The sequence below is a fragment of the Claveliimonas bilis genome (assembly GCF_020892095.1).
Lineage (GTDB): Bacteria > Bacillota > Clostridia > Lachnospirales > Lachnospiraceae > Claveliimonas > Claveliimonas bilis.
Genome location: NZ_AP024845.1, coordinates 833,598 through 853,845 on the forward strand (window position 1 = coordinate 833,598; position 20,248 = coordinate 853,845).

A 20,248-nucleotide genomic window follows, 5' to 3' on the forward strand; every position below is an offset into this window, starting at 1 on the left:
CATGTTATACTTTCATAAAATACCAGGTCTGTGTTCCGAAGATCTTCTTCAATATAACAGTGCTGCAAATAGGAGGATTATTTTATGAATTTTACATTTTATCACAACAATATTAACGTATATGACTTGGAAAAATCACTTGATTTTTATCAAAAGGCCCTCGGACTTCATGTAACAGAAGAAAAAAATGCCGAAGATGGAAGCTTCAAACTGGTTTACCTGGGAGATAATACTACGCCCCACCTTCTTGAGCTGACATGGCTTAGAGATATGGACAGACCTTATAATCTTGGCGATAATGAATTTCATCTTGCTTTTCATACTGATGACTTCGAAAAAGCCCATGCCTTCCATAAAGAAATGGGCTGTATCTGCTTTGAAAATGAAGCAATGGGAATTTATTTTATTTCTGATCCCGACGGTTACTGGCTGGAGATCTGCCCTGCATAAGCAGGGCAATCTTCTTTTTATGCTTTTATTTGTTCAGCACTTTCCAAAATCAGCATTTCCTGAACTTTTATCAAAAATTCTTTTGCCAGTATTGAAAGATAGCTGTCTTTTGTCTTTATCCACACAATCTCCAAATCAAACGGACAGTCTACTAGCGGAATTGCCTTTATATGTTCATGAAAAGCATACTCCTGATAAGCTTTTGTATTTTTCGTGGCTATATGATAGCAGTCTGTATTCTGCAAAAAATTAATCATACTTCCCCTATCAGATACATACACTCTATGCTTAGGCCGCAGTAAATCTATATACTCTTTTTTCATATCTGTCAGCCTCTCATCTGTCTCAATAAAATCTACAAACGAATGCCCACGAAGGTCTTTCATATAAATTTGTTTCATTTCCTGTCTACAGAACGGTGAGCCTTCTCCTACAAGAATATGGACTTTTTCTCTGGAAATACAATGATATTCCATATTTTTACTATCTATCCACTCTTTACACTTTTCTTTTAAAAATGTTGGAACACTTAATATCCCCAGTTCTGCTTCCTTTTCCGCAACAGCTTTAAGCACTTCGCTCCTTGCACAATCTTTCAGGCAAAAAGCAATATCTTTCGTCTTACTTTCATTAAATATTTCCGAAAATATATATACTGAAAAAAGGAAATAATGAGAAGCCACTCTAAAATCCTTTACTTTATCCCCATGAACAGAAGACATATTTTTGATATATTCAAATTGCTTTACAGCCATCCTGGCCTGTTCTAAAAACTCTTCTCCAAAAGGTGTAAGCTGAGTACCATTATTAGACCTGGTAAAAATTTTCCGTCCCATTTCTTTTTCCAGTTCTTTAATGGATGTGCTTAAATTTGACTGCGACATAAATAAATTCTTGGCTGCAAAGGTAATGGAGCTTGTTTTGGCAATCTCAACTACCTGTATTAATTGTTCTATTTTCATTCTCATCCCTGCCTGTCCTGCTTTTTACAAAATATTATATAATATTTTGGTCTAGAATCAAACAGATTACTCCAATATTTATCTTAAGCCATCAAAAAAACAGATATTATATCTTTTTTTTATATTACTTCTGTATATTTATTTTATGGTATTGTAATTACAGACAGAAACACACTAAATAAAAATACTGAATCAGACATGCGCATGATTGATTGGTTATGAATGGAGGGAACTAATGGATGAAGAAAAAAAAAGAAAAAGAACACCTTAGCTACAAAGAAAAATTTATACAAATGAATAAAGAAGCAAAAGCAACTTGGATTGTGGGGGCAATTTCTTTCATTGTATGGTTAGCAGGTGGATTTGGAGTTTACCTTCTAGTAGGAAACACTTGGACAATTTTAGGAATGCCCGCATGGTTCGTACTAGGAAGTTTCGGTTGTTGGTTCACAGGTATTATAGGTGTTGCATATCTATTAAAATTTGTTTTCAAAGACTTTGATTTTGACGAAGATGAGGGGGATTGTAATGAATGATTCTTTATTAAGATTAATTCCTGTCATTATCTTTTTTGTAGGATTAATGGGAATTGGTGTGTGGGTGCAAAAAAAATCCGCTGATGCAAAAGCAGAAAATTTTTCAAAGGAATATTTTATAGGCGGTAGAAGTCTTGGTGGCTTTGTTCTTGCCATGACATTGGTAGCTACTTATGGTTCTGTTAGCTCTTTTTTGAGTGGCGCTGGGAAAGCATGGGAAACTGGTTTTGGTTGGGTATATTATGCCACGTCTAATGTAGTAGCTGCCTTTCTTATTTTAGGTATACTAGGCAAAAAAATGGCTGTAGTAGGTCGTAAAACAGATGCCGTAACTGTAATTGATGTTTTAAGAGCACGTTTTAAATCTGATATTTTAGCAAATATTTGTGCAGTTGTCATTCTTATATTTTTTACTACACAAATGGTAAGTCAGTTTATAGGAGGGGCACAGCTCTTTGCAGCGTGTACAGGATTTGATTATACAATAGGATTATTTATTTTTGCACTTGTGGTTGTCATTTACACTACAATTGGCGGATTTACAGCTGTAGCTATCACAGATACAGCCTGCGCTATCGTCATGGTTGCAGGAACAATTTTTCTAGGTATTGCAGTAATTCAACGAGGTGGTGGTCTAGATTCTATTATGGCAAATATATCTGCTGAATCTGCAAAAGCTGTCGCATCTGGCGAAGGGGTAAATCTTCTAGATCCGCGAGCCAGTGGACAAATTCCATTTCAACTCTTTCTATCTCAATGGCTCCTATGCGGTTTTACTACAATCGGCCTTCCACAGTCCCAAGTAAGATGCCTTGGATATAAAGATACAAAATCTGTCCATAAAGCAATGATGTACGGAACTGTAGTAGTTGGAATCATGATGATTGGTATTCACTTAATCGGAACATGGTCTCGCGGACTTTTTACTACCATTGATGGAACAACGGATACTGTTATTCCAATCGTAATTGTAAATTACATGCTTCCTGTTCTTGGAGGCGTAGCAGTCATTGGCCCTTTAGCAGCAGCCATGTCCACAGTTTCTTCTCTTCTAATTGCAGGCTCCTCCGCAATTGTAAAAGATATGTATTTACACTATAAAACAGTAAGAAAGGAAAAAGCCAATGAAAAACTAGTCGCAAAAATTTCTATTGCTGTAACAGCAATTATGGGAATATTGTCAATCATAATCTCTGTCAATCCACCAGACTTAATTTTGTGGATTAATATGTTTGCTTTTGGTGGATTACAGACTGTATTTTTCTGGACTATGCTGTTTGGTTTATTTTGGAAATCTGCCAATAAAACAGGCGCATTAGCAAGTGTAATAGGAGGCTTAGGCGCCTACTCCATTACCATGGCTCTAAATATCAAAATTGGTTCTTTTCACAATATTGTCATTGGCATTACCGTTGCTTTTATATGCTTTATAATTGGAAATAAATTTGGAAAACCAATAGATGACGAAACAGGAAAAATCTTTTTCCCAGAAAAATATTGAACAAGCCAATTTCTGGTTGGATTAAATTTTAAGGAGGTAACTAAAAAATATGAAACGCATTATCGTTGGGCAAATTATGCATGAAAGTAGTTCTCTTTCCAGAACTCCTACATTAGAATCAAATTTTCGCCAAACTCTTATCTGGTTCGAAGGCAAAAATGTTTTTGATCTTTCTACAATTGGAATGAGAGACTTTTTGACTGGAATCATGGAAAAAGGCCAAGAACTTCAATTGGATATTTCCCCTTGCTTCTGTACCTTTGCTTCTCCCTCCGGGAAAATATCTGCTAAATGTTTTGACACATTAAAACAAAAATTCTTCTCTAATATAGATGAATCTGTTCCAATTGACGGCTTTTGCCTGGCTCTCCATGGTGCTGGTGTTTCTGAGGCAGATCCGGATGTAGAAGGAAATCTTTTGGAAGAAATCCGGCATCGATATGGCAGCAACTTGCCAATTATAGTGACATTGGATCCACACGCCAACATAACCTCTAAAATGATTCAAAACGCCGATTTACTGCTTCCTTCCAAATTATATCCTCATACTGACACTTATGAAACCGGACAAAAAGCCTCCTGCCTAATGCAACAGATATTGACAGGAGATATTAATCCTGTAATGAAAGTGAAAAAACTGCCTCTATTGATTCCATTAAACAAAGGATGTACGGAAGAATTTCCTATGGAAGAAGTTTTGAAAAAATGTCTGGAATGTGAAAATACACCCGGAGTCCTCTATTGTTCTTTCGCCCAAGGTTTCCCTTACAGCGACATAGAGGAATGCGGTGCTTCCGTTGTAGTAATTACGGATGGAGATACGGAACTTGCAGAAACTTTATCACAGCAACTTGCTGATTGGATTTTCCAGCGCCGGAAAGATTTTATCTCTGATGGACTGACTGTACAGCAAGGTGTAGACAAAGCACAGGAACTTATTAACAAAGGAGCGAAACTCATTGTCATGAATGAAATCTCCGACAATCCGGGCGCCGGAACTCCTGGTGACGGAACATACCTTCTTCGCGAACTATTAAATCGAAACCTTCCAGGAACCTGTGCTGGAGTATTAATCGATCCTGAAACAGCGGCTTTAGCGTCTAAGGCCGGAGCAGGCTCCTATATTTCTCTTAAACTGGGCGGGAAGACGGATGAATATCATGGCAAACCAATTGAACTTGAAAATGTCTATGTAAAATCGATCTGTGATGGAAAATATAATCTGTTAAGTCCTATGACACATGGACAGCCCGTCAACTACGGAACTACAGTACGATTGCAAAAGGGAAATATTGATATTATCGTCGGTTCACAGGGATTTCAGACTATGGATGATGGCGTATTCACTCTTTTAGGCATTGATGTACGGCAGTACAATATCGTAGCTGTAAAATCAGCACAGCATTTCAAAGCCTACTTTAAACACTTAGCAGATCATATCATTTCTGTAGATCCACCCGGAATCAGCAGCGGTAATCTTCATCAGCTTCCTTTAAAACACATCAAACATCCTATATATCCTCTGGATGAAACAGAAATGTAATCTCAATAAATGAAGCCCCCAGCTGGCAGCTGAGGGCTTCATCTATATATCACTTTACCGATTCATATGAAGTACCGGACTTATTTTCTTATAAATCACAAATACGATCGCTGAAACAAGAACACCCTTCAAAAGATTAAACGGCGCCACAGCAAATGCCACAAAGGTAAAGAGGTTGGTAATATTGCTGTTGACCGCTGTTCCCATCTGTACCAGTCCTTCTATCGGCATCTGAAAAGCTGCTCCGTATGCCGGCAGAAGTATATAGGCGTTAAGCACACATCCTACAAGAGTCATAAACAGCGTTCCTGTCACCATTCCGATGATGGCGCCTTTTCTTGTTTTCATTTTCCGATAAATAAGTCCCGCCGGAACAACCAATGAACAGCCGATCAGGAAGTTAGCCACCTCTCCTACTCCTGCCGTCATGGTTCCGTTAATAGCAAGATTAAGTATAATCTTGATAAGCTCGATAACAGCTCCCGCAAGCGGTCCCATTGCAAAACATCCAACCAGTACAGGCACTTCGCTGAAGTCTATTTCATAGAAGGCCGGCGCGAACGGCAGCGGTATTTCAAAAAGCATTAATACAACTGCAATTGCCGAAAGCATTCCAATCTGTGCGATCGTGCGGATCTTTACTCTTGATTTTTCTCTTGTTCTGTTGTCCATTACTTGTGTACTCATTTTCTTTCTCTCCTTTTTGTTGAAATATGGTATCTGTATACAGTTTTTTACTTCTGTATACCGATGCGCCACTCCGGCGCTTTTGTAAATCCAGGAAAGAAAATCTTCACAGAGATATGCAGCGTATTGAGCAAGTTTGTGAAATATTTCTATTTGACAGGAAAGAAAATTTCCCGAAACAAATAAAAAACTCCGATATTAAAAATATCGGAGTCATAGAATTGCTTGCCTATTTTCTATCTACTACATAATTCTTCTCTCATCCAGACTTTACTGTCGGTTTTGGAATTTCACCAAATCAGCCTTCCTCTGCTCCTGGCAGATTCCGGGTCGCGGACTGTAACCGCCGGTTGGGACTTTCACCCGACCCCGAAGATTTATTCTTTTCCGTGTTCTATTATAGAACGATATTCCAGACATTGCAAGACTTAATTTTGTGCTGAAGAAACTTCCTGATTTTTAAATAAAGAAAATTCCAATTATGAAGTAAGCCGCTAACGCAAGACCTCCGCACACAAGAGCATACGGCAGCTGTGTCTTTACATGGTCAATATGATCAGATGCCGCACCTGTTGATGAAAGCACCGTCGTATCCGAAAGCGGTGAACAGTGATCTCCAAAAACTCCGCCTCCTGCAACTGCCGCAAAACTTGCAACGATCAAAAGACTCATTTGATTATCTGTAAAGCTGAAGGCAAGCGGAAGAGCGATCGGCATACAGATGGCAAATGTTCCCCAGGACGATCCTGTAGCAAAAGCCATAATGGATGCTACTAAGAAAATAATAGCCGGCAGCATATGTGGAGTCAGGAAGTTCTCCGTCAGGGAAATGATATAATTTGCAGTTCCCATTTCGCTGCTCAGCTCATTCACTGCATAAGCAAGGGCAAGAAGCATAACTGCCGGAATCGCTCCCTTTACACCATCAGTCAGAGTGTTCATCACTTCTTTAAATGGGATTCCCTGGATCATCATACTGATCGTCATAATAATAACTACAAACAAAAACGCTTCCATTGTCTTTGCAGAGTCAAAAGCAATATATGTTCCAAGCGCAATGCTGATAATAACAAGAACCGGAAGAATAAAATTCAGAAAAACTCTTTGCCGGATTCCCGGATACGGCTGCATCTCTGTCAGCTCTTTCCCAATCAGAGGCGTTGCTCCATCCCGGATAACCTTTCCTTCCTCTACCGCACGTTTCTCTGCTTTCTTCATAGGGCCGAAGTCTTTTACGATTCCAGTTGCAATCAAACCTACAAAGAGTACAGCGAAAATAGGATAAAAATTAAACGGAATGGCATGCAGGAATAAGGAAGCCGCATCTTCCGTGGTTTCAATACATCCCACTCCAAGGGCAAGTCCCATCAGATATGCCGCCCAGCCGGTGATCGGCATAAGAACGCTGACCGGAGCGGAAGTAGAATCCGCAATGTAAGCCAGCTTTTCTCTGGAAACCTTCGCCTTATCCGTGATACTTCTCATAACCGATCCTACAAAAAGCGGGCTGAAAGAATCACTGAAGTAAATAAAGATTCCAAGAATCCAAGCCATAAGCTGTGCACCTTTTCTACTCAGATTCTTTTCATGCACTTTCTGTGAAAATCCCTGGATTGCTCCGGTCTTCTGGAAGTAAGCCACCAGGATTCCTATAAAAGTATTCAGCAGCATTACCCAGGAAAAACTTGTTGTTCCAAGGCTGTTCTGCAAAAGAGTCGGGAAGCCGAAAATTCCCTGTCCCGCGCACAGTGTCCCTACGATACACGCCACCGCCAGGGACACAACCGTGTTTCTAGTAATGAAAGACAATACGATAGCAAGTATTGCCGGAATAACTGAAATAAATCCCATTGTTTCCATTTGATTTTCCCTTTCTCATTCGTTCTTCAGATAGCGGAACGCCATAGAATACTTTCCGTGTCGTTCCGCCTGTAAATCATTATAATTTAATATAATTTTCTGACCGTGTCACTGTGGCCGGAGGCGCCGGATCCAGCTGCCTGTCTGCAATCCCCAGGATATCCTCCGGACGGATCCACGGACGGTTCTGAAGAGCGCTTGTCTCTTCATGAGTCAAATAACCTTTGTATGTGGTGAGGCTTCTTCTTAAAAATCCGTCCCGCTCACATGCCTTGGCAACTCCATTGTTTAAAATACTGCGGAAATGCGGAAGAACAGACGCCGCATAAGCAACAGATGTGGAGTTGGCAATAGCTCCCGGAATATTGCTTACACAATAGTGCACAACTCCTTCCTCCACATATCTTGGGTTCTCATGAGTTGTCTCGTGAAACGTCTCAATCGCTCCCTGTTCATCGTTACTGATATCTACAAGAACTGATCCTGGCTCCATAGTTCTTATCATCTCTCTCGTCACCAGATATTCCATATTCCCTTTTGGCCACTTTACACAATTCAATATCATATCTGTTTCCGGAAGAACAGCGGCAATATTTTCCCTGCTGGAGATCATCGTGTTGATGGTCTGGTTATACTGACTCTGCAAAGTCCGCAAAAGTCCGATATTGATATCTGCCACTGTGACCCACGCTCCAAGAGCATGCAGAACTGACAGCGCTGCCTGTCCCACTGTTCCCCCTCCAAGGATCAATACCTTCATTCCCGGAGCGGCCCCCAGTCCGCTGACAAATTTTCCTTTTCCGCCATTGATCGTAAGCATAGATTCCAGCCCCATTAAGGCTCCCTGTTTTCCCGCTGCTTCACAGTTGGGAGAACCATATCTGTGGCTGTCCTCAGCTGTAAATGCGATCACCTTTTTGTCCAGAAGCGCCTGTACTTCTTCCGGATGAGCTGCCGGATGGATACAGGTGAACACAATCTGATCCTCACGGAGCATGTCATATTCTGACGGCTCAAATTCTTTTACTTTCGCAACAAAATCGCAGGTATCATAAATCTCTTTTGCCGTATCTACAAGTTTTGCTCCTGCCAGAGCATACTTTTCATCCGGAAATCCCGCCCTTGCTCCTGCTCCTTTTTGCACAAGGACCTCATGGCCATCTGCAGTCAGACTGGAAATTTCAACAGGAGTAGCAATCACTCGGTTCTCTCCTACTTTAATGTCCTTTAAAATTCCTACCTTCATTTTTTTACCTTCTTTGCATAAATATTCTTATGTTATGAATACGCATAACGATTTATTATACCTTTTTTTAATCTTTATCGCAATATTTTTTCTTCGTATAATCCCAGAATGCCCCTGCTGCCGCCGGTGGCAGCTGATAGCGGCGACGTACAAGATAAAGTCTGGAGTCATGCTGAGGATGTATAATTTTTTTATAAACCAGATTTCGTCCGCTTGTAAAACTCTTTACCGACTCCGGACTGATAGCGATTCCGGTACCATGTTCCACCATGGGAATCACAGAGGCTACCGAATTATAATAGCAGAAGATCTTTCTCTCTTCAGATATTTCGTTAAACCAATTGAGAATCTCGTCCTGAAGAGAAGGACGCACAGAAATCATCAAAGGTTCCTGTCCCAGGGCAGACAATTCAATTTCGTCCGCTCCTCCTGCAAGAGGGTGATCCCTGCTCATGACAGCAACCCACGGTTCCTGCCTAAGGAATATGCTTTCACATTGTTCTATATAGAAAGGTTCTCTTAAAATGGCCATATCCACAAGGCTGCGGTTCAGTTTATCTGTAACTTCATCTCCATTGCCTGACCAGATCTGAAAAGAGACATCCGGGTACTGACTGTGAAATCCTTCCGCCAAATCAGGAAGAATACTTCCCCCGCATGTCTCCACTACCCCGATCGACACCTGCCCGCACAAACTGTTTCCCATTTGTCCCAGCTGACTTCTTGTCTTTTCCACAAGTGCCAGGATCTCCTCCGCCTGCCTCTTTAAATAATAGCCTTCTTCCGTCAGCTGGATCCTCCTTTTTCCTCTCTGAAAAAGAACAACTCCCAATTCCTCCTCCAGAAGCTGGAGCTGCCGGCTTAAAGGGGGCTGGGCAATACACAGCCTTTTCGCCGCTTTCGTAATATTCCCTTCTTCTGTTACTGCCAGAAAATACCTCAATGATTTTATATCCATTTTCCGCACCTCATTATCTATACTTTTTTGATATGGTTATTTATATATTATATGTATTTTTATATAGAATTACAATATGATATAATGTGCACGCAGGCAATGAGCCGTGCAGAAATACAAGAAATCAAAAGGCCCGCTTGCAGGGACTTTTGGTGTCTTGTATTTCTATAGGGCGAACGCCCGTGAGCGAGGCCTCTTGGGGCCGAGCTGCCACGGCTCATTGAGCTCTCTGTATCTTCACAGGGCGAATGCCCGTGAGCGAGGCCTCTTGGAGCCGAGCTGTCATATTACTTACTATTATAAAATTTGAGGTTAATTATCATGGAAAAAAAGTATGAAGCTCCTATTCATTATCTGATGTCATTTATCGGCGGCTTTTTCGGTGTATACTCCATTTTAAATTTTTGTGATTTTTTCGGCAATGCACAGACTGCAAACATGATTTATCTGATTACTAATCTTCTCGGTCATAATTTCAGCAGCGCCCTTATCCGTCTGGGCGGCGTGGCAGTCTATATTCTGGCTCTTGGCCTGACTGCCTACCTCCCCAAACATTCCCGCATCAGCCTCCCGCTTGCAAGTGTACTTCTGGACGGTGCAGCTGCCTTTGTGGTTGGTTTCCTTCCTGCCGGGATGGATCCGGTACTGGCCCTCTATCCGTTTTTCTTCGCCACCGCATTCCAGTGGGGAAGCTTTAAAGGCGCTTATGGATTCACAAGCTCTACCATTTTTTCCACTAACAACCTTCGGCAGTTTACTACTGCTGTAACAGAAATTATTTTTAACAGGGATTCTTCTTTCTGTCTGAAAGCAAGATTCTTTGGCTGTACACTTCTTTCTTATCATCTGGGAGTTGCCGTTTCTTATATTCTGTGTGTGGTCTGGGGAACTCACAGTATCTGGTTTGTGATTCCCGCCGCTATTGCGGCAGTTCCTTTTGTCTGCATTGACAACGGATGTTTCTTCACTGGCGATTTTCAAACTTTTGTGCAAAAAAACAGAACCTGAAACCTGATTTCAAGTTCTGTATCCAAGAAAGAATATCTAGGAAATCCCTTTCATGGTAAGCTGGATCCGTTTTCTTTTCAGATCCACACTCATGACCTTCACATCTACGATATCTCCCACACTCACTGCTTCCAGCGGGTGTTTAATAAACTTCTTATCTGTGATCTCTGAAATATGCACCAGTCCGTCCTGATGAACTCCGATGTCCACAAAAACTCCAAAATCAATTACATTTCTTACTGTTCCTTTGAGAATCATACCTTCTTTTAAGTCTTTCATTTCCAGCACATCGGTGCGAAGGATTGGCTTGGGCATCTCTTCTCTCGGATCACGTCCGGGCTTTTCCAGTTCTTTTACAATATCCCGCAATGTAATATCACCGATTCCAAGCTCTTCTGACAACTTTTTATAATCTTTAATGGTAAGAGACAAGCCTGCTAACCGTCCTTTTGCAACATCTTCCAGCGTAAATCCCTGTTTTTCCAGGAGTTTTTTCGCCGCCTCATAGGATTCCGGATGAACGCTGGTTGCATCCAGCGGATTATCGCCGCCTGCGATCCTCATAAATCCTGCACACTGTTCATAGGCCTTTGGACCCAGTTTTGCTACTTTCAAGAGCTGCTTTCTGTCAGTAAATTCTCCATTTTCTTCCCGATAGGCAACAATATTTTTTGCAATCGCTGTACTGATACCGGAAATATAGGAAAGAAGCGGCGCAGATGCAGTATTGAGATCTACCCCTACCTTATTGACACAGTCTTCCACAACTCCGGACAGCGTATCGCTTAATTTTTTCTGGTTCATATCATGCTGGTACTGCCCTACTCCTATGGACTTAGGATCTATTTTCACCAGTTCTGCCAGAGGATCCTGCAGTCGCCTTGCAATAGAAGCGGCGCTTCTTTGACCAACGTCAAATTTCGGGAACTCTTCCGACGCAAGCTTACTTGCGGAGTACACAGATGCCCCCGCTTCACTGACGATCACATACTGTACTTTCTGCGGAATTTCTTTTAAAAGTTCCACAATAAACATCTCCGATTCCCTGGACGCCGTTCCGTTTCCAAGGGAAATCAACGTAATATTATACTTTGGTATGATCTTTTTCAGAAGATCTTTGGATGCCTGGATCTTCTGTGGAGTGGTGGGCGCTGTAGGATAAATTACTGTTGTTCCGATCACTTTTCCTGTCGGGTCTACCACTGCCAGCTTACATCCTGTCCGAAAGGCCGGATCCCATCCCAGAACAGTCTGTCCGGTAATCGGCGGCTGCATAAGAAGCTGCTCCAGATTTTTTCCAAATACACTGATAGCTCCGTCCTCTGCCTTTTCCGTCAGGCTGTTCCTGATCTCCCGCTCGATGGCAGGCGCGATCAGCCTTTTATAGCTGTCATCGACCGCTTCTTTCAGAGCCGGAGAAGTATTTGGATTCTGTTTATGGATCACCTTTTTCTCAAGGTAGCGCAGAATATCTTCCTCCGGAGCCTCAATCTTAACCGTAATGTATTTTTCTTTTTCTCCCCGGTTCAAAGCCAGAATCCGGTGTCCCGCAAGTCTTGTTACAGGTTCCTCAAAATCATAATACATTTCATATACAGACTGCGCATTTTCGTCCTTTGCCTTGGAAATCAGCTTCCCTTTCTGCATGGTGATCTTACGGATATGACTTCTGAAATCTGCTTCGTCCGAAATATTTTCCGCAATAATATCCTTTGCTCCGGCAATAGCTTCCTCTGCATTCTTTACTTCCTTTTCCGGATTTACATATTCCTGCGCTGCCTCCTCAAGAGACATATTCAGATTCTGAAGTGTAATAAGGGCAGCCAGGCCTTCCAGGCCTTTTTCTTTGGCAATGGTTGCCCTTGTCCTTCTCTTAGGGCGGTAAGGACGATATAAATCCTCTACCACCACCATTGTCTCTGCCTCAAGAATCTGCTTTTTCAGTTCTTCCGTCAGTTTTCCCTGTTCCTCAATACTGGAGAGCACCTGCTCCTTTTTCTCTTCCAATCCCCTAAGGTACTGCAGCCTTTCGTGCAGCCGGCGAAGCTGTTCATCATCCAGCGTCCCAGTTGCTTCTTTTCTGTATCTTGCGATAAACGGAATGGTATTGCCTTCATCAATCAGCTTGATGGCTGCATCTACCTGCCATCTTTTTACTCCCAATTCCTCCGTAATTCTCTGATTAATATCCATATGTTACAATCCTTTCTTTGTGGTGCTTATCTGCAGGATTATTATACTGGAAAACATCCGGTTATGCAATGAAAGGAATCATCAAAGGAAAATACCGAGTTCACTCTGTTTTCTTGAAGCCCCTATGGAAATATGGTATAATCGCTTTTATAAACAGATAAAGGGGATGTATCGCTATGGTAAAAACAGAGGAGTTATCCAAACAGCAGTTAAAATCAAAAGAAACAAAAGACCGGATCTTTCAGGCTGCCAAAACAATCCTTAGAAAAAAGGGATATGAAGGCTTGTCTATAAAAAATATATGTGAAGAAGCAGGAGTTTCCAACGGTAGTTTCTATCACCATTTTAAAACAAAGGATGATCTTTTATCTTATTATATTGAAGAACAGCCAAGTATCGATCCCGATTGTCTTGAGCTTCCTGCCAACGCCGAAGAAGCCAAGACAGCCATTATCCATGTCTATTTAAATTATGCCCACTATTGCCGCGAGCTTGGCCTTGATTTTGTATCAAACTATTACACACCAAAAAATCAGTCTTTAAATCCTGATATCCGAACAGAGCGTCCCTATCCTATCGTTACTGTCCAGCACTATCTGCAGAGGGCGATCGACGCTGGTATCCTCCACTTAAAGCATCCTCTGGAGGAAGTCACCACGGATATCCGTATTATCGTGATCGGCAATGTATTCGAGTGGTGCCTGAAGAATGGAGATGCTGATTTTGAGGGAAATATACGGCGTCTTCTGACAACTTATCTCGATGGGCTTATGTAGATGGGGTTATACAGGTTGCTTTCCTTTGCTTCTCATGATATGATGAACCCACAAAGCAAAAGGAGGGTTTATCAATGCTGATGATCAGAGACATTACCGAGGCTGACAGGGAAGAAGTTGTCGCAATGATGAAAGAATTTTACGGAAGTCCTGCCTGCCTTCACACAGTCCCTGAAGAAAATTTTCACCGGACCATCACAGCGGCAATAGAGAAAAGTCCTCTCGCAAGGATCCTTGTTCTGGAAGAGACAGATCAGTCGTCGGCAGAAAGGATTACCGGATATGCTAATCTGGCTATCACCTGGAACAACGAAGCAGGCGGCATCCAGGTATGGTTTGATGAACTTTTTTTCAAAAGTAATGCCAGGGGAAAGGGATACGGCACTGAAGTTTTTCAGTGGCTGGAAAAAGAATATCCGCAGGCACGGCGTATCCGTCTGGAAGTAACCCACGAGAACACCAGAGCAATTTCTCTGTATGAGCGGCTCGGGTATGAAGAACTGCCCTATTATCAGATGATCAAGGATAAGTTATCCTGATGGCAGAAATTTTAAAAAATTGTATAAAACGAATACGCCCGGCTACTTTTCATAGCCGGGCGCTTTTTACACTTCCATACGAAACGTCAATCTATTCGTTTTCTTCCGTATATTTCTTAATATTGGATGCGTTTGTAAGCTTCTGCACACCGTCTTTTCCTACAAGCACAAGGGTCGGCGCAGACATAATCCCATATTTCTTTGCCAGATCTTTATTTTCCTCCGCATCGATCACCTCATAATCCACATGGGCCTCTTCCAGTGCATTCTTGGCTATCTTGCAGTTAGGACAGGTCTTTGTTGTAAACAGAAGCTTTCTCGGTGCATCCGCCTCTGCCTTCATGACCTCATCGATCTTTTCTCCTGCCTTGGATTTTACATGGAAGTGAGAATGACTCAAGTCATATACTTTACGATCCTTAAATTCCTGTGCCTTTCCGTCATTCCAGTTCTGAACCGGACGGTAGTATCCTGTAATACGGCTGTAAACTTCTGTTACATTGCCGCACTCCGGACAAGTATAGTGCTCGCCCGAAATATAACCGTGATCCTTACAGATAGAGTAAGTCGGTGACATTGTATAATAAGGCAGTTTGTAATTTTCTGCTATCTTACGTACCAGAGAAGCGGCTGACTTCCAGGAAGGAAGCTTCTCTCCCAGGAACGCATGGAACACGGTTCCTGATGTGTACAGTGTCTGCAGATCATCCTGAATGTCCAGAGCGTCAAAAATATCTTCTGTATATCCCACAGGCAGATGAGAACTGTTGGTGTAATATGGCGTGCCGCAGTCCTCTGCCGCTGTAATGATATCCGGGAACTGCTCCACATCATGTTTCGCAAACCGGTAAGCGGTTGACTCTGCCGGTGTTGCTTCCAGATTATAAAGATCGCCGTATTCTTCCTGATATCCTGACAGTCTTTCTCTCATATGATTAAGAACTCTCTTTGAAAATTCCTGTGTTTCCTTATGAGTCATGTCCTTGCCGATCCATTTTGCGTTGAGTCCGGCTTCATTCATTCCCACAAGTCCGATCGTGGAGAAATGATTGTCAAATGTTCCAAGATAACGTTTTGTATACGGATACAGTCCGCCTTCCAGAAGCTGGGTAATAACCTGTCTCTTTACATGCAAAGAGCGGGCAGAAATATCCATCAGCCGGTCCAGACGGCTCATAAACTCTTCTTCGTTTTCGGACTGGTAAGCGATCCTTGGCATGTTGATGGTCACAACTCCAATGGATCCTGTACTTTCTCCGCTTCCGAAAAATCCGCCTGACTTCTTGCGAAGCTCACGAAGATCAAGACGCAGACGGCAGCACATGCTTCTTACATCGCTCGGCTCCATATCACTGTTAATGTAGTTAGAGAAGTATGGTGTTCCGTATTTTGCTGTCATCTCAAAGAGAAGACGGTTATTTTCCGTATCAGACCAGTCAAAATCACTGGTGATGGAGTAAGTCGGGATCGGATACTGGAATCCGCGTCCGTGAGCATCTCCCTCGATCATGATCTCAATGAACGCCTTATTGATCATATCCATCTCTTTCTTACAGTCTCCGTATGTAAAATCCATGTCCTTGCCGCCCACAATCGCCGGAAGATTGGCAAGGTCATTCGGAACAGTCCAGTCCAGAGTAATATTGGAAAACGGTGCCTGCGTACCCCATCTGGACGGCGTATTTACTCCGTAAATAAACGATTCTATACACTTTTTCACACTGTCATAGCTTAAATTATCTACTTTGACAAACGGTGCCAGATAAGTATCGAAAGAAGAGAATGCCTGCGCGCCGGCCCATTCATTCTGCATGATTCCCAGGAAGTTTACCATCTGGTTGCAAAGAACGCTCAAATGCTTTGCAGGAGAAGAGGAGATTTTTCCCGGTATTCCTCCCAACCCTTCCTGGATCAGCTGCTTCAGCGACCATCCTGCACAGTATCCGGTCAGCATGGAAAGGTCATGAAGATGAATATCCGCATTTCTGTGAGCCTGCCCGATCTCCTCATCATAGATTTCCGACAGCCAGTAATTTGCCGTGATCGCTCCCGAATTGCTTAAGATCAGACCTCCCACAGAATAAGTTACTGTAGAATTTTCTTTCACACGCCAGTCGGAAACATTAACATAATTATCAACAATTTCCTTATAATCCAACATGGTCGATTTGAGATTACGGATTTTTTCCCGATTTTTACGATACAGGATATATCCTTTTGCCACATCGCCGTAACCTGCCTGGACAAGCACCTGCTCTACACTGTCCTGAATGTCCTCTACCTGGATCAGATCCTTTTTGATCTTCGGCTCAAAGTCCGCCGTCACCTTCAGCGACAGCATATCTATGATGGACGGATGATACTGCCTGTTCTGTGCTTCAAACGCTTTTGTGATGGCGATACTGATCTTGGCAATATCAAATTCCGCGATCTGTCCGTCTCTTTTTACTACCTGATACATGAAATGACCTCCCCTTTTATTTTTCTTTTGTGCTGGTTCTTTTATCATACCACCTTATCTCCGTAAGAGTCAATATAAAATAACAACATGTTGTGCACACTTTTCGTCTTCTTCACAACATGTTGTTATTATGTTCCCTCATATTTTCTATAAACCGCGCAGTTTTGCGGATTCTACATCCTTTTTCACAACCTCCAGGGCCTGCTCCATAATTTCTTTATTATAGCCGTGCAGTCCGGGGCGGATCAGATCGCCGGAATCTACAAACTGCTGAAGATAATACTCCCTGGCTCCCCGGATCCACCGCCCAATGGAAGCGAAATCCGACCTTTGGTGAAATTCCCGCACAACAGTCGTTCGAAATTCATACGGCACTTTTCCTGACATCAGATATTTGACACTTCTATGTACATCTCTGATATCATAATCTTCTATCCCGATAGTTCTCCCATAATGCTCCTGGGAATTTTTAATATCCATAGCCACATAATCGATCAGTCCAGCTTCCACAAGCCGGATCAGCTTATCCGGAAAGCTCCCGTTGGTGTCCAGCTTCACATCATATCCCATCTCTTTGATCTGCCGGATAAATTCTTCGATCCCGTCCTGTATCAATGGCTCTCCGCCGCTGATGCACACGCCGTCAAGGATCCCCTGGCGTTTGGTGAGAAATCGGAAAATCTCCTCTTCCGGTATAGTCTCATTCGCTGATGTATCGATCACAAGGGAGGCATTGTGGCAAAACGGACACCTGAAATTACATCCTGCCGTAAATATGGTGCAGGCAACCTTTCCGGGATAGTCCAGCAATGTTAATTTCTGCAATCCTTGTATTATCATATCTCTCATCTCCTGCTTTTATTTTATTCTATCACAGGCAGGTAGAGATTACTATTTTTTTATTCGTACAGAAACGCGGAATAAAACCAATCCCACTACAAAAACCACCGCCAGAACGGCAACGCCCTGGTTTGTGCTGCCCGTGACCTGTGAAACAAATCCTACCAGGGCAGTTCCGATAAAGGAAGCTCCTTTTCCGCAAATATCCATAATCCCAAAATATTCCCCTGATTTCTGGGGCGGAATTAATTTTGCAAAATGGGAGCGGGACAGCGCCTGTATGCCTCCCTGGAACAATCCCACACATACTGCCAAAATCCAGAACTGCAGCTGGCTGTTTAAAAACAGTGCATATACCGCAATGGCCGTATAGGCCAGGATACAGATGGTGATCAGATTTTCGGACGGGTATTTTTCCGTAAACTTTCCAAAGGCAATCGCCGATGGAAAGGCCACGATCTGAGTGACAAGAAGCGCCAGAAGAAGCCCTGTGGTATCCAGTCCCAATGCCGTTCCATATGCGGTAGCCATCTCTATGATCGTGTAAACGCCGTCAATATAAAAGAAATACGCGAGAAGATACAGTAGAATCTTCCGGTCATCTTTCATGCCTTTTAATGTCTCCCAAAGTCTCCGAAAACTTTTCCCCACAAGTCCGGGCGTATTTTCCACATAATGGATCTGGCGGTAGTTTTTCAGCAGCGGAAGAGACGAAACAATCCACCACACCGCCACTACGGCAAAAGAAATCCCCATCGCCGTCTGCATGGAAAGGCCGAGAGGTTCTGCTCCCAGCACAATCCCAAGACTGATGATAAAGGGAATACAGCTTCCGATATATCCCCAGGCATATCCCTGGGAAGAAACCTCATCCAGTCTTTCCGGCGTTGTCACATCGTGAAGCATAGAATCATAAAACACAAGACTTGCAGAATAGCCGATCTTGGCGATCACAAAGATCACCAGAAATCCCAGCCATGTGGCAGCGATCCCCATGGCAATACAGCCGATCACGCCCACCAGCACAGTAACAAGAAAAATTTTCTTTTTATAGTTTTTAGTGTCGGCCACCGCACCAAAGACAGGCCCGATAAAAGCAACTGCCAAAGTGGCGACAGAGGCCGCATAACCCCAGTATGCAAGATAAGTCACAGAAGAAAGGCCTGCAGATTCTGACAAGTAATTGAAATAGATAGGAATGATCGTTGAAACCAGAAGTACAAACGCCGAGTTTCCAACATCATACAAAATCCAGGCTTTTTCCAGAGAGGTATATTTTTGTTTTTGTTTCATTGTTTTCTCCTTTTCCCTGCCCTGTCGGGCATTTTCCTTTTCGCAATTAAATTACAGCGCACTTTAACTATTATACTCCAGTATAAATGGGGTTTGTCAATTCTACTGCGCATATCTTGTAAAGTTTCTGTAAAGTATTCCCATTTTCCTCCTTACATGATACAATATCAGAAATACCGTACTGATTACAAAGGGTAACACCTAAGTAAAAAGGCGCTTCCAGCATGAATCAAGAAGGGAGATGGAATCTCCCGCCTTTTGCCTGCGCCATCGGTGCAGGTTTTTTTAGGAGGTTAAACGCACAGATGAAACAGACCAATCGCCTGCTGATCGACAAACTGCATCAGACTCATACTCTGTCCAGGGACGAGTGGATCCATCTGATCACAAACCGAACCACAGAGGATGCCTCTTATCTTTTTGCCCTGTCAAGAGAAGTGCGGCATCACCATTACGGACACAGCGTCTATATCCGCGGCCTGATCGAATTTACAAACTACTGTAAAAACGACTGTTATTACTGCGGCATTCAAAAAAGCAACCGCAATGTGTACCGCTACCGTCTCACTGAAGAGGAGATACTCTCCTGCTGCCGGGAAGGCTATTCCCTGGGGTTCCGCACTTTCGTACTCCAGGGGGGTGAGGACGGCTGGTTCACAGATGACCGCATGGTACATCTGATTTCTCAGATCAAAGACCTGTGGCCGGACTGTGCCGTGACCCTCTCTATCGGAGAGAAGGCCCATCATTCCTATCAGGCCTTTTTTGACGCAGGAGCAGACCGCTATCTTCTCCGTCATGAGACCTTTGACGCCGGTCACTATGCCCGGCTTCATCCGGCCTGTCTTAGCTCTTCATCCCGGCAGGCCTGCCTGTGGGACCTGAAGGCCATCGGATATCAGGTAGGCACTGGTTTTATGGTAGGTTCTCCTTTCCAGAGCGCGGAAAATCTGGCCGATGACATGCTGTTTATCAAAAAGCTGAATCCTCATATGGTAGGGATCGGGCCTTTTATCCCTCACCGGGATACCGTATTTGCCAAGGAACCTGCCGGCACCCTGGAGCTGACCCTGTTTATGCTGGGACTTCTCCGCCTGATGCTCCCAAAGGTTCTTCTTCCTGCCACCACCGCTCTTGGTACAATCCAGGAGAACGGAAGAGAACTTGGAATCCTGGCCGGTGCAAATGTTGTTATGCCCAATCTCTCTCCGAAAACCCACCGAAAAGATTATTCCCTTTACGACAATAAACTGTCTGACGGCGAGGAGGCTGCAGAGGGAAAAGAAAAGCTGGAAAAGCGTATGGAGGCAGTCGGTTATCATATTCTGACACACCGCGGAGATTCTTTGAACATTTCCTGATCAATGCGGTGTATAAAACTTGCGATAACGGAGG

The 20,248-nt window shown here is 43.1% G+C and carries 17 protein-coding genes and 1 riboswitch; of the genes, 8 read left to right on the forward strand and 9 right to left on the reverse strand.

Annotated elements, in window-relative coordinates; genetic code table 11:
• Positions 1 to 84: 84 nt before the first annotated feature.
• Complete coding sequence (locus tag EUBC25_RS04185; protein ID WP_230106949.1) at positions 85 to 450, forward strand: VOC family protein; 366 nt, start codon at positions 85 to 87, stop codon at positions 448 to 450.
• Between the two features lie 17 nt (positions 451 to 467).
• Here EUBC25_RS04185 and EUBC25_RS04190 read toward each other — a convergent pair whose 3' ends face one another.
• Positions 468 to 1,418, reverse strand: a complete 951-nt coding sequence (locus EUBC25_RS04190) for a LysR family transcriptional regulator (protein ID WP_230106950.1) — start codon at positions 1,416 to 1,418, stop codon at positions 468 to 470.
• A gap of 233 nt (positions 1,419 to 1,651) precedes the next feature.
• Here EUBC25_RS04190 and EUBC25_RS04195 point away from each other — a divergent pair, with 233 nt between their 5' ends.
• Genes EUBC25_RS04195 through EUBC25_RS04205 form a run of 3 tightly spaced genes read left to right on the forward strand, consistent with a single transcriptional unit; the run spans position 1,652 to position 4,992 of the window.
• The gene (locus tag EUBC25_RS04195) at positions 1,652 to 1,948 is read left to right on the forward strand and encodes a YhdT family protein (protein WP_230106951.1); all 297 of its coding nucleotides are present in this window, start codon (positions 1,652 to 1,654) and stop codon (positions 1,946 to 1,948) included.
• Complete coding sequence (panF, locus tag EUBC25_RS04200; RefSeq protein WP_230106952.1) at positions 1,941 to 3,449, forward strand: sodium/pantothenate symporter; 1,509 nt, start codon at positions 1,941 to 1,943, stop codon at positions 3,447 to 3,449. The genes EUBC25_RS04195 and panF overlap by 8 nt, the downstream gene beginning before the upstream one ends.
• Positions 3,450 to 3,498: 49 nt before the next feature.
• A complete protein-coding gene (locus EUBC25_RS04205; RefSeq protein WP_230106953.1) occupies positions 3,499 to 4,992 on the forward strand; it encodes a M81 family metallopeptidase in 1,494 nt (497 codons plus the stop codon).
• 54 nt (positions 4,993 to 5,046) lie between these two features.
• Here the strand turns inward: EUBC25_RS04205 and EUBC25_RS04210 are convergent, their stop codons facing one another.
• The 4 genes from EUBC25_RS04210 to EUBC25_RS04225 form a co-directional block, all read right to left on the reverse strand.
• Positions 5,047 to 5,679, reverse strand: a complete 633-nt coding sequence (locus EUBC25_RS04210; RefSeq protein ID WP_230106954.1) for an ECF transporter S component — start codon at positions 5,677 to 5,679, stop codon at positions 5,047 to 5,049.
• Between the two features lie 247 nt (positions 5,680 to 5,926).
• A riboswitch (FMN riboswitch) is annotated at positions 5,927 to 6,060 on the reverse strand.
• 78 nt (positions 6,061 to 6,138) lie between these two features.
• On the reverse strand, positions 6,139 to 7,539 hold the full coding sequence (locus EUBC25_RS04215) for a Na+/H+ antiporter NhaC family protein (protein WP_230106955.1): 1,401 nt from the start codon (positions 7,537 to 7,539) through the stop codon (positions 6,139 to 6,141).
• A 79-nt stretch (positions 7,540 to 7,618) separates the two neighbouring features.
• Positions 7,619 to 8,785 (reverse strand): alanine dehydrogenase, encoded by a 1,167-nt coding sequence (locus EUBC25_RS04220; protein ID WP_230106956.1) that lies wholly within the window; start codon positions 8,783 to 8,785, stop codon positions 7,619 to 7,621.
• A 67-nt stretch (positions 8,786 to 8,852) separates the two neighbouring features.
• Positions 8,853 to 9,743 carry a LysR family transcriptional regulator gene (locus EUBC25_RS04225; protein WP_230106957.1) on the reverse strand — a complete coding sequence of 297 codons (891 nt, stop codon included), beginning with the start codon at positions 9,741 to 9,743 and terminating at the stop codon, positions 8,853 to 8,855.
• Positions 9,744 to 10,064: 321 nt separating this feature from the next.
• Here EUBC25_RS04225 and EUBC25_RS04230 point away from each other — a divergent pair, with 321 nt between their 5' ends.
• On the forward strand, positions 10,065 to 10,751 hold the full coding sequence (locus EUBC25_RS04230) for a YoaK family protein (RefSeq protein ID WP_230106958.1): 687 nt from the start codon (positions 10,065 to 10,067) through the stop codon (positions 10,749 to 10,751).
• A 36-nt stretch (positions 10,752 to 10,787) separates the two neighbouring features.
• On the opposite strand, the gene EUBC25_RS04235 is transcribed toward EUBC25_RS04230, so the two are convergent.
• A complete protein-coding gene (locus EUBC25_RS04235; protein ID WP_230106959.1) occupies positions 10,788 to 12,944 on the reverse strand; it encodes a Tex family protein in 2,157 nt (718 codons plus the stop codon).
• Between the two features lie 176 nt (positions 12,945 to 13,120).
• Here EUBC25_RS04235 and EUBC25_RS04240 point away from each other — a divergent pair, with 176 nt between their 5' ends.
• Together EUBC25_RS04240 and EUBC25_RS04245 are read left to right on the forward strand one after the other, a co-directional pair.
• Positions 13,121 to 13,720, forward strand: coding sequence for a TetR/AcrR family transcriptional regulator (locus tag EUBC25_RS04240; protein WP_230106960.1), 600 nt, complete (start codon positions 13,121 to 13,123; stop codon positions 13,718 to 13,720).
• A gap of 74 nt (positions 13,721 to 13,794) precedes the next feature.
• On the forward strand, positions 13,795 to 14,259 hold the full coding sequence (locus tag EUBC25_RS04245) for a GNAT family N-acetyltransferase (protein ID WP_230106961.1): 465 nt from the start codon (positions 13,795 to 13,797) through the stop codon (positions 14,257 to 14,259).
• Between the two features lie 91 nt (positions 14,260 to 14,350).
• Here the strand turns inward: EUBC25_RS04245 and EUBC25_RS04250 are convergent, their stop codons facing one another.
• The 3 genes from EUBC25_RS04250 to EUBC25_RS04260 form a co-directional block, all read right to left on the reverse strand.
• Positions 14,351 to 16,720, reverse strand: coding sequence for a ribonucleoside triphosphate reductase (locus EUBC25_RS04250; RefSeq protein WP_230107546.1), 2,370 nt, complete (start codon positions 16,718 to 16,720; stop codon positions 14,351 to 14,353).
• Positions 16,721 to 16,867: 147 nt separating this feature from the next.
• Entirely contained in the window at positions 16,868 to 17,560 is a 693-nt protein-coding gene (locus tag EUBC25_RS04255; protein ID WP_230106962.1) for an anaerobic ribonucleoside-triphosphate reductase activating protein, read from the reverse strand.
• A 51-nt stretch (positions 17,561 to 17,611) separates the two neighbouring features.
• A complete protein-coding gene (locus tag EUBC25_RS04260) occupies positions 17,612 to 18,853 on the reverse strand; it encodes an MFS transporter (protein ID WP_230106963.1) in 1,242 nt (413 codons plus the stop codon).
• Positions 18,854 to 19,158: 305 nt separating this feature from the next.
• On the opposite strand from EUBC25_RS04260, the gene hydE reads away from it, so the two are divergent.
• Positions 19,159 to 20,214 carry a [FeFe] hydrogenase H-cluster radical SAM maturase HydE gene (gene hydE / locus EUBC25_RS04265; RefSeq protein WP_230106964.1) on the forward strand — a complete coding sequence of 352 codons (1,056 nt, stop codon included), beginning with the start codon at positions 19,159 to 19,161 and terminating at the stop codon, positions 20,212 to 20,214.
• The last annotated feature ends 34 nt before the right edge of the window (positions 20,215 to 20,248 follow it).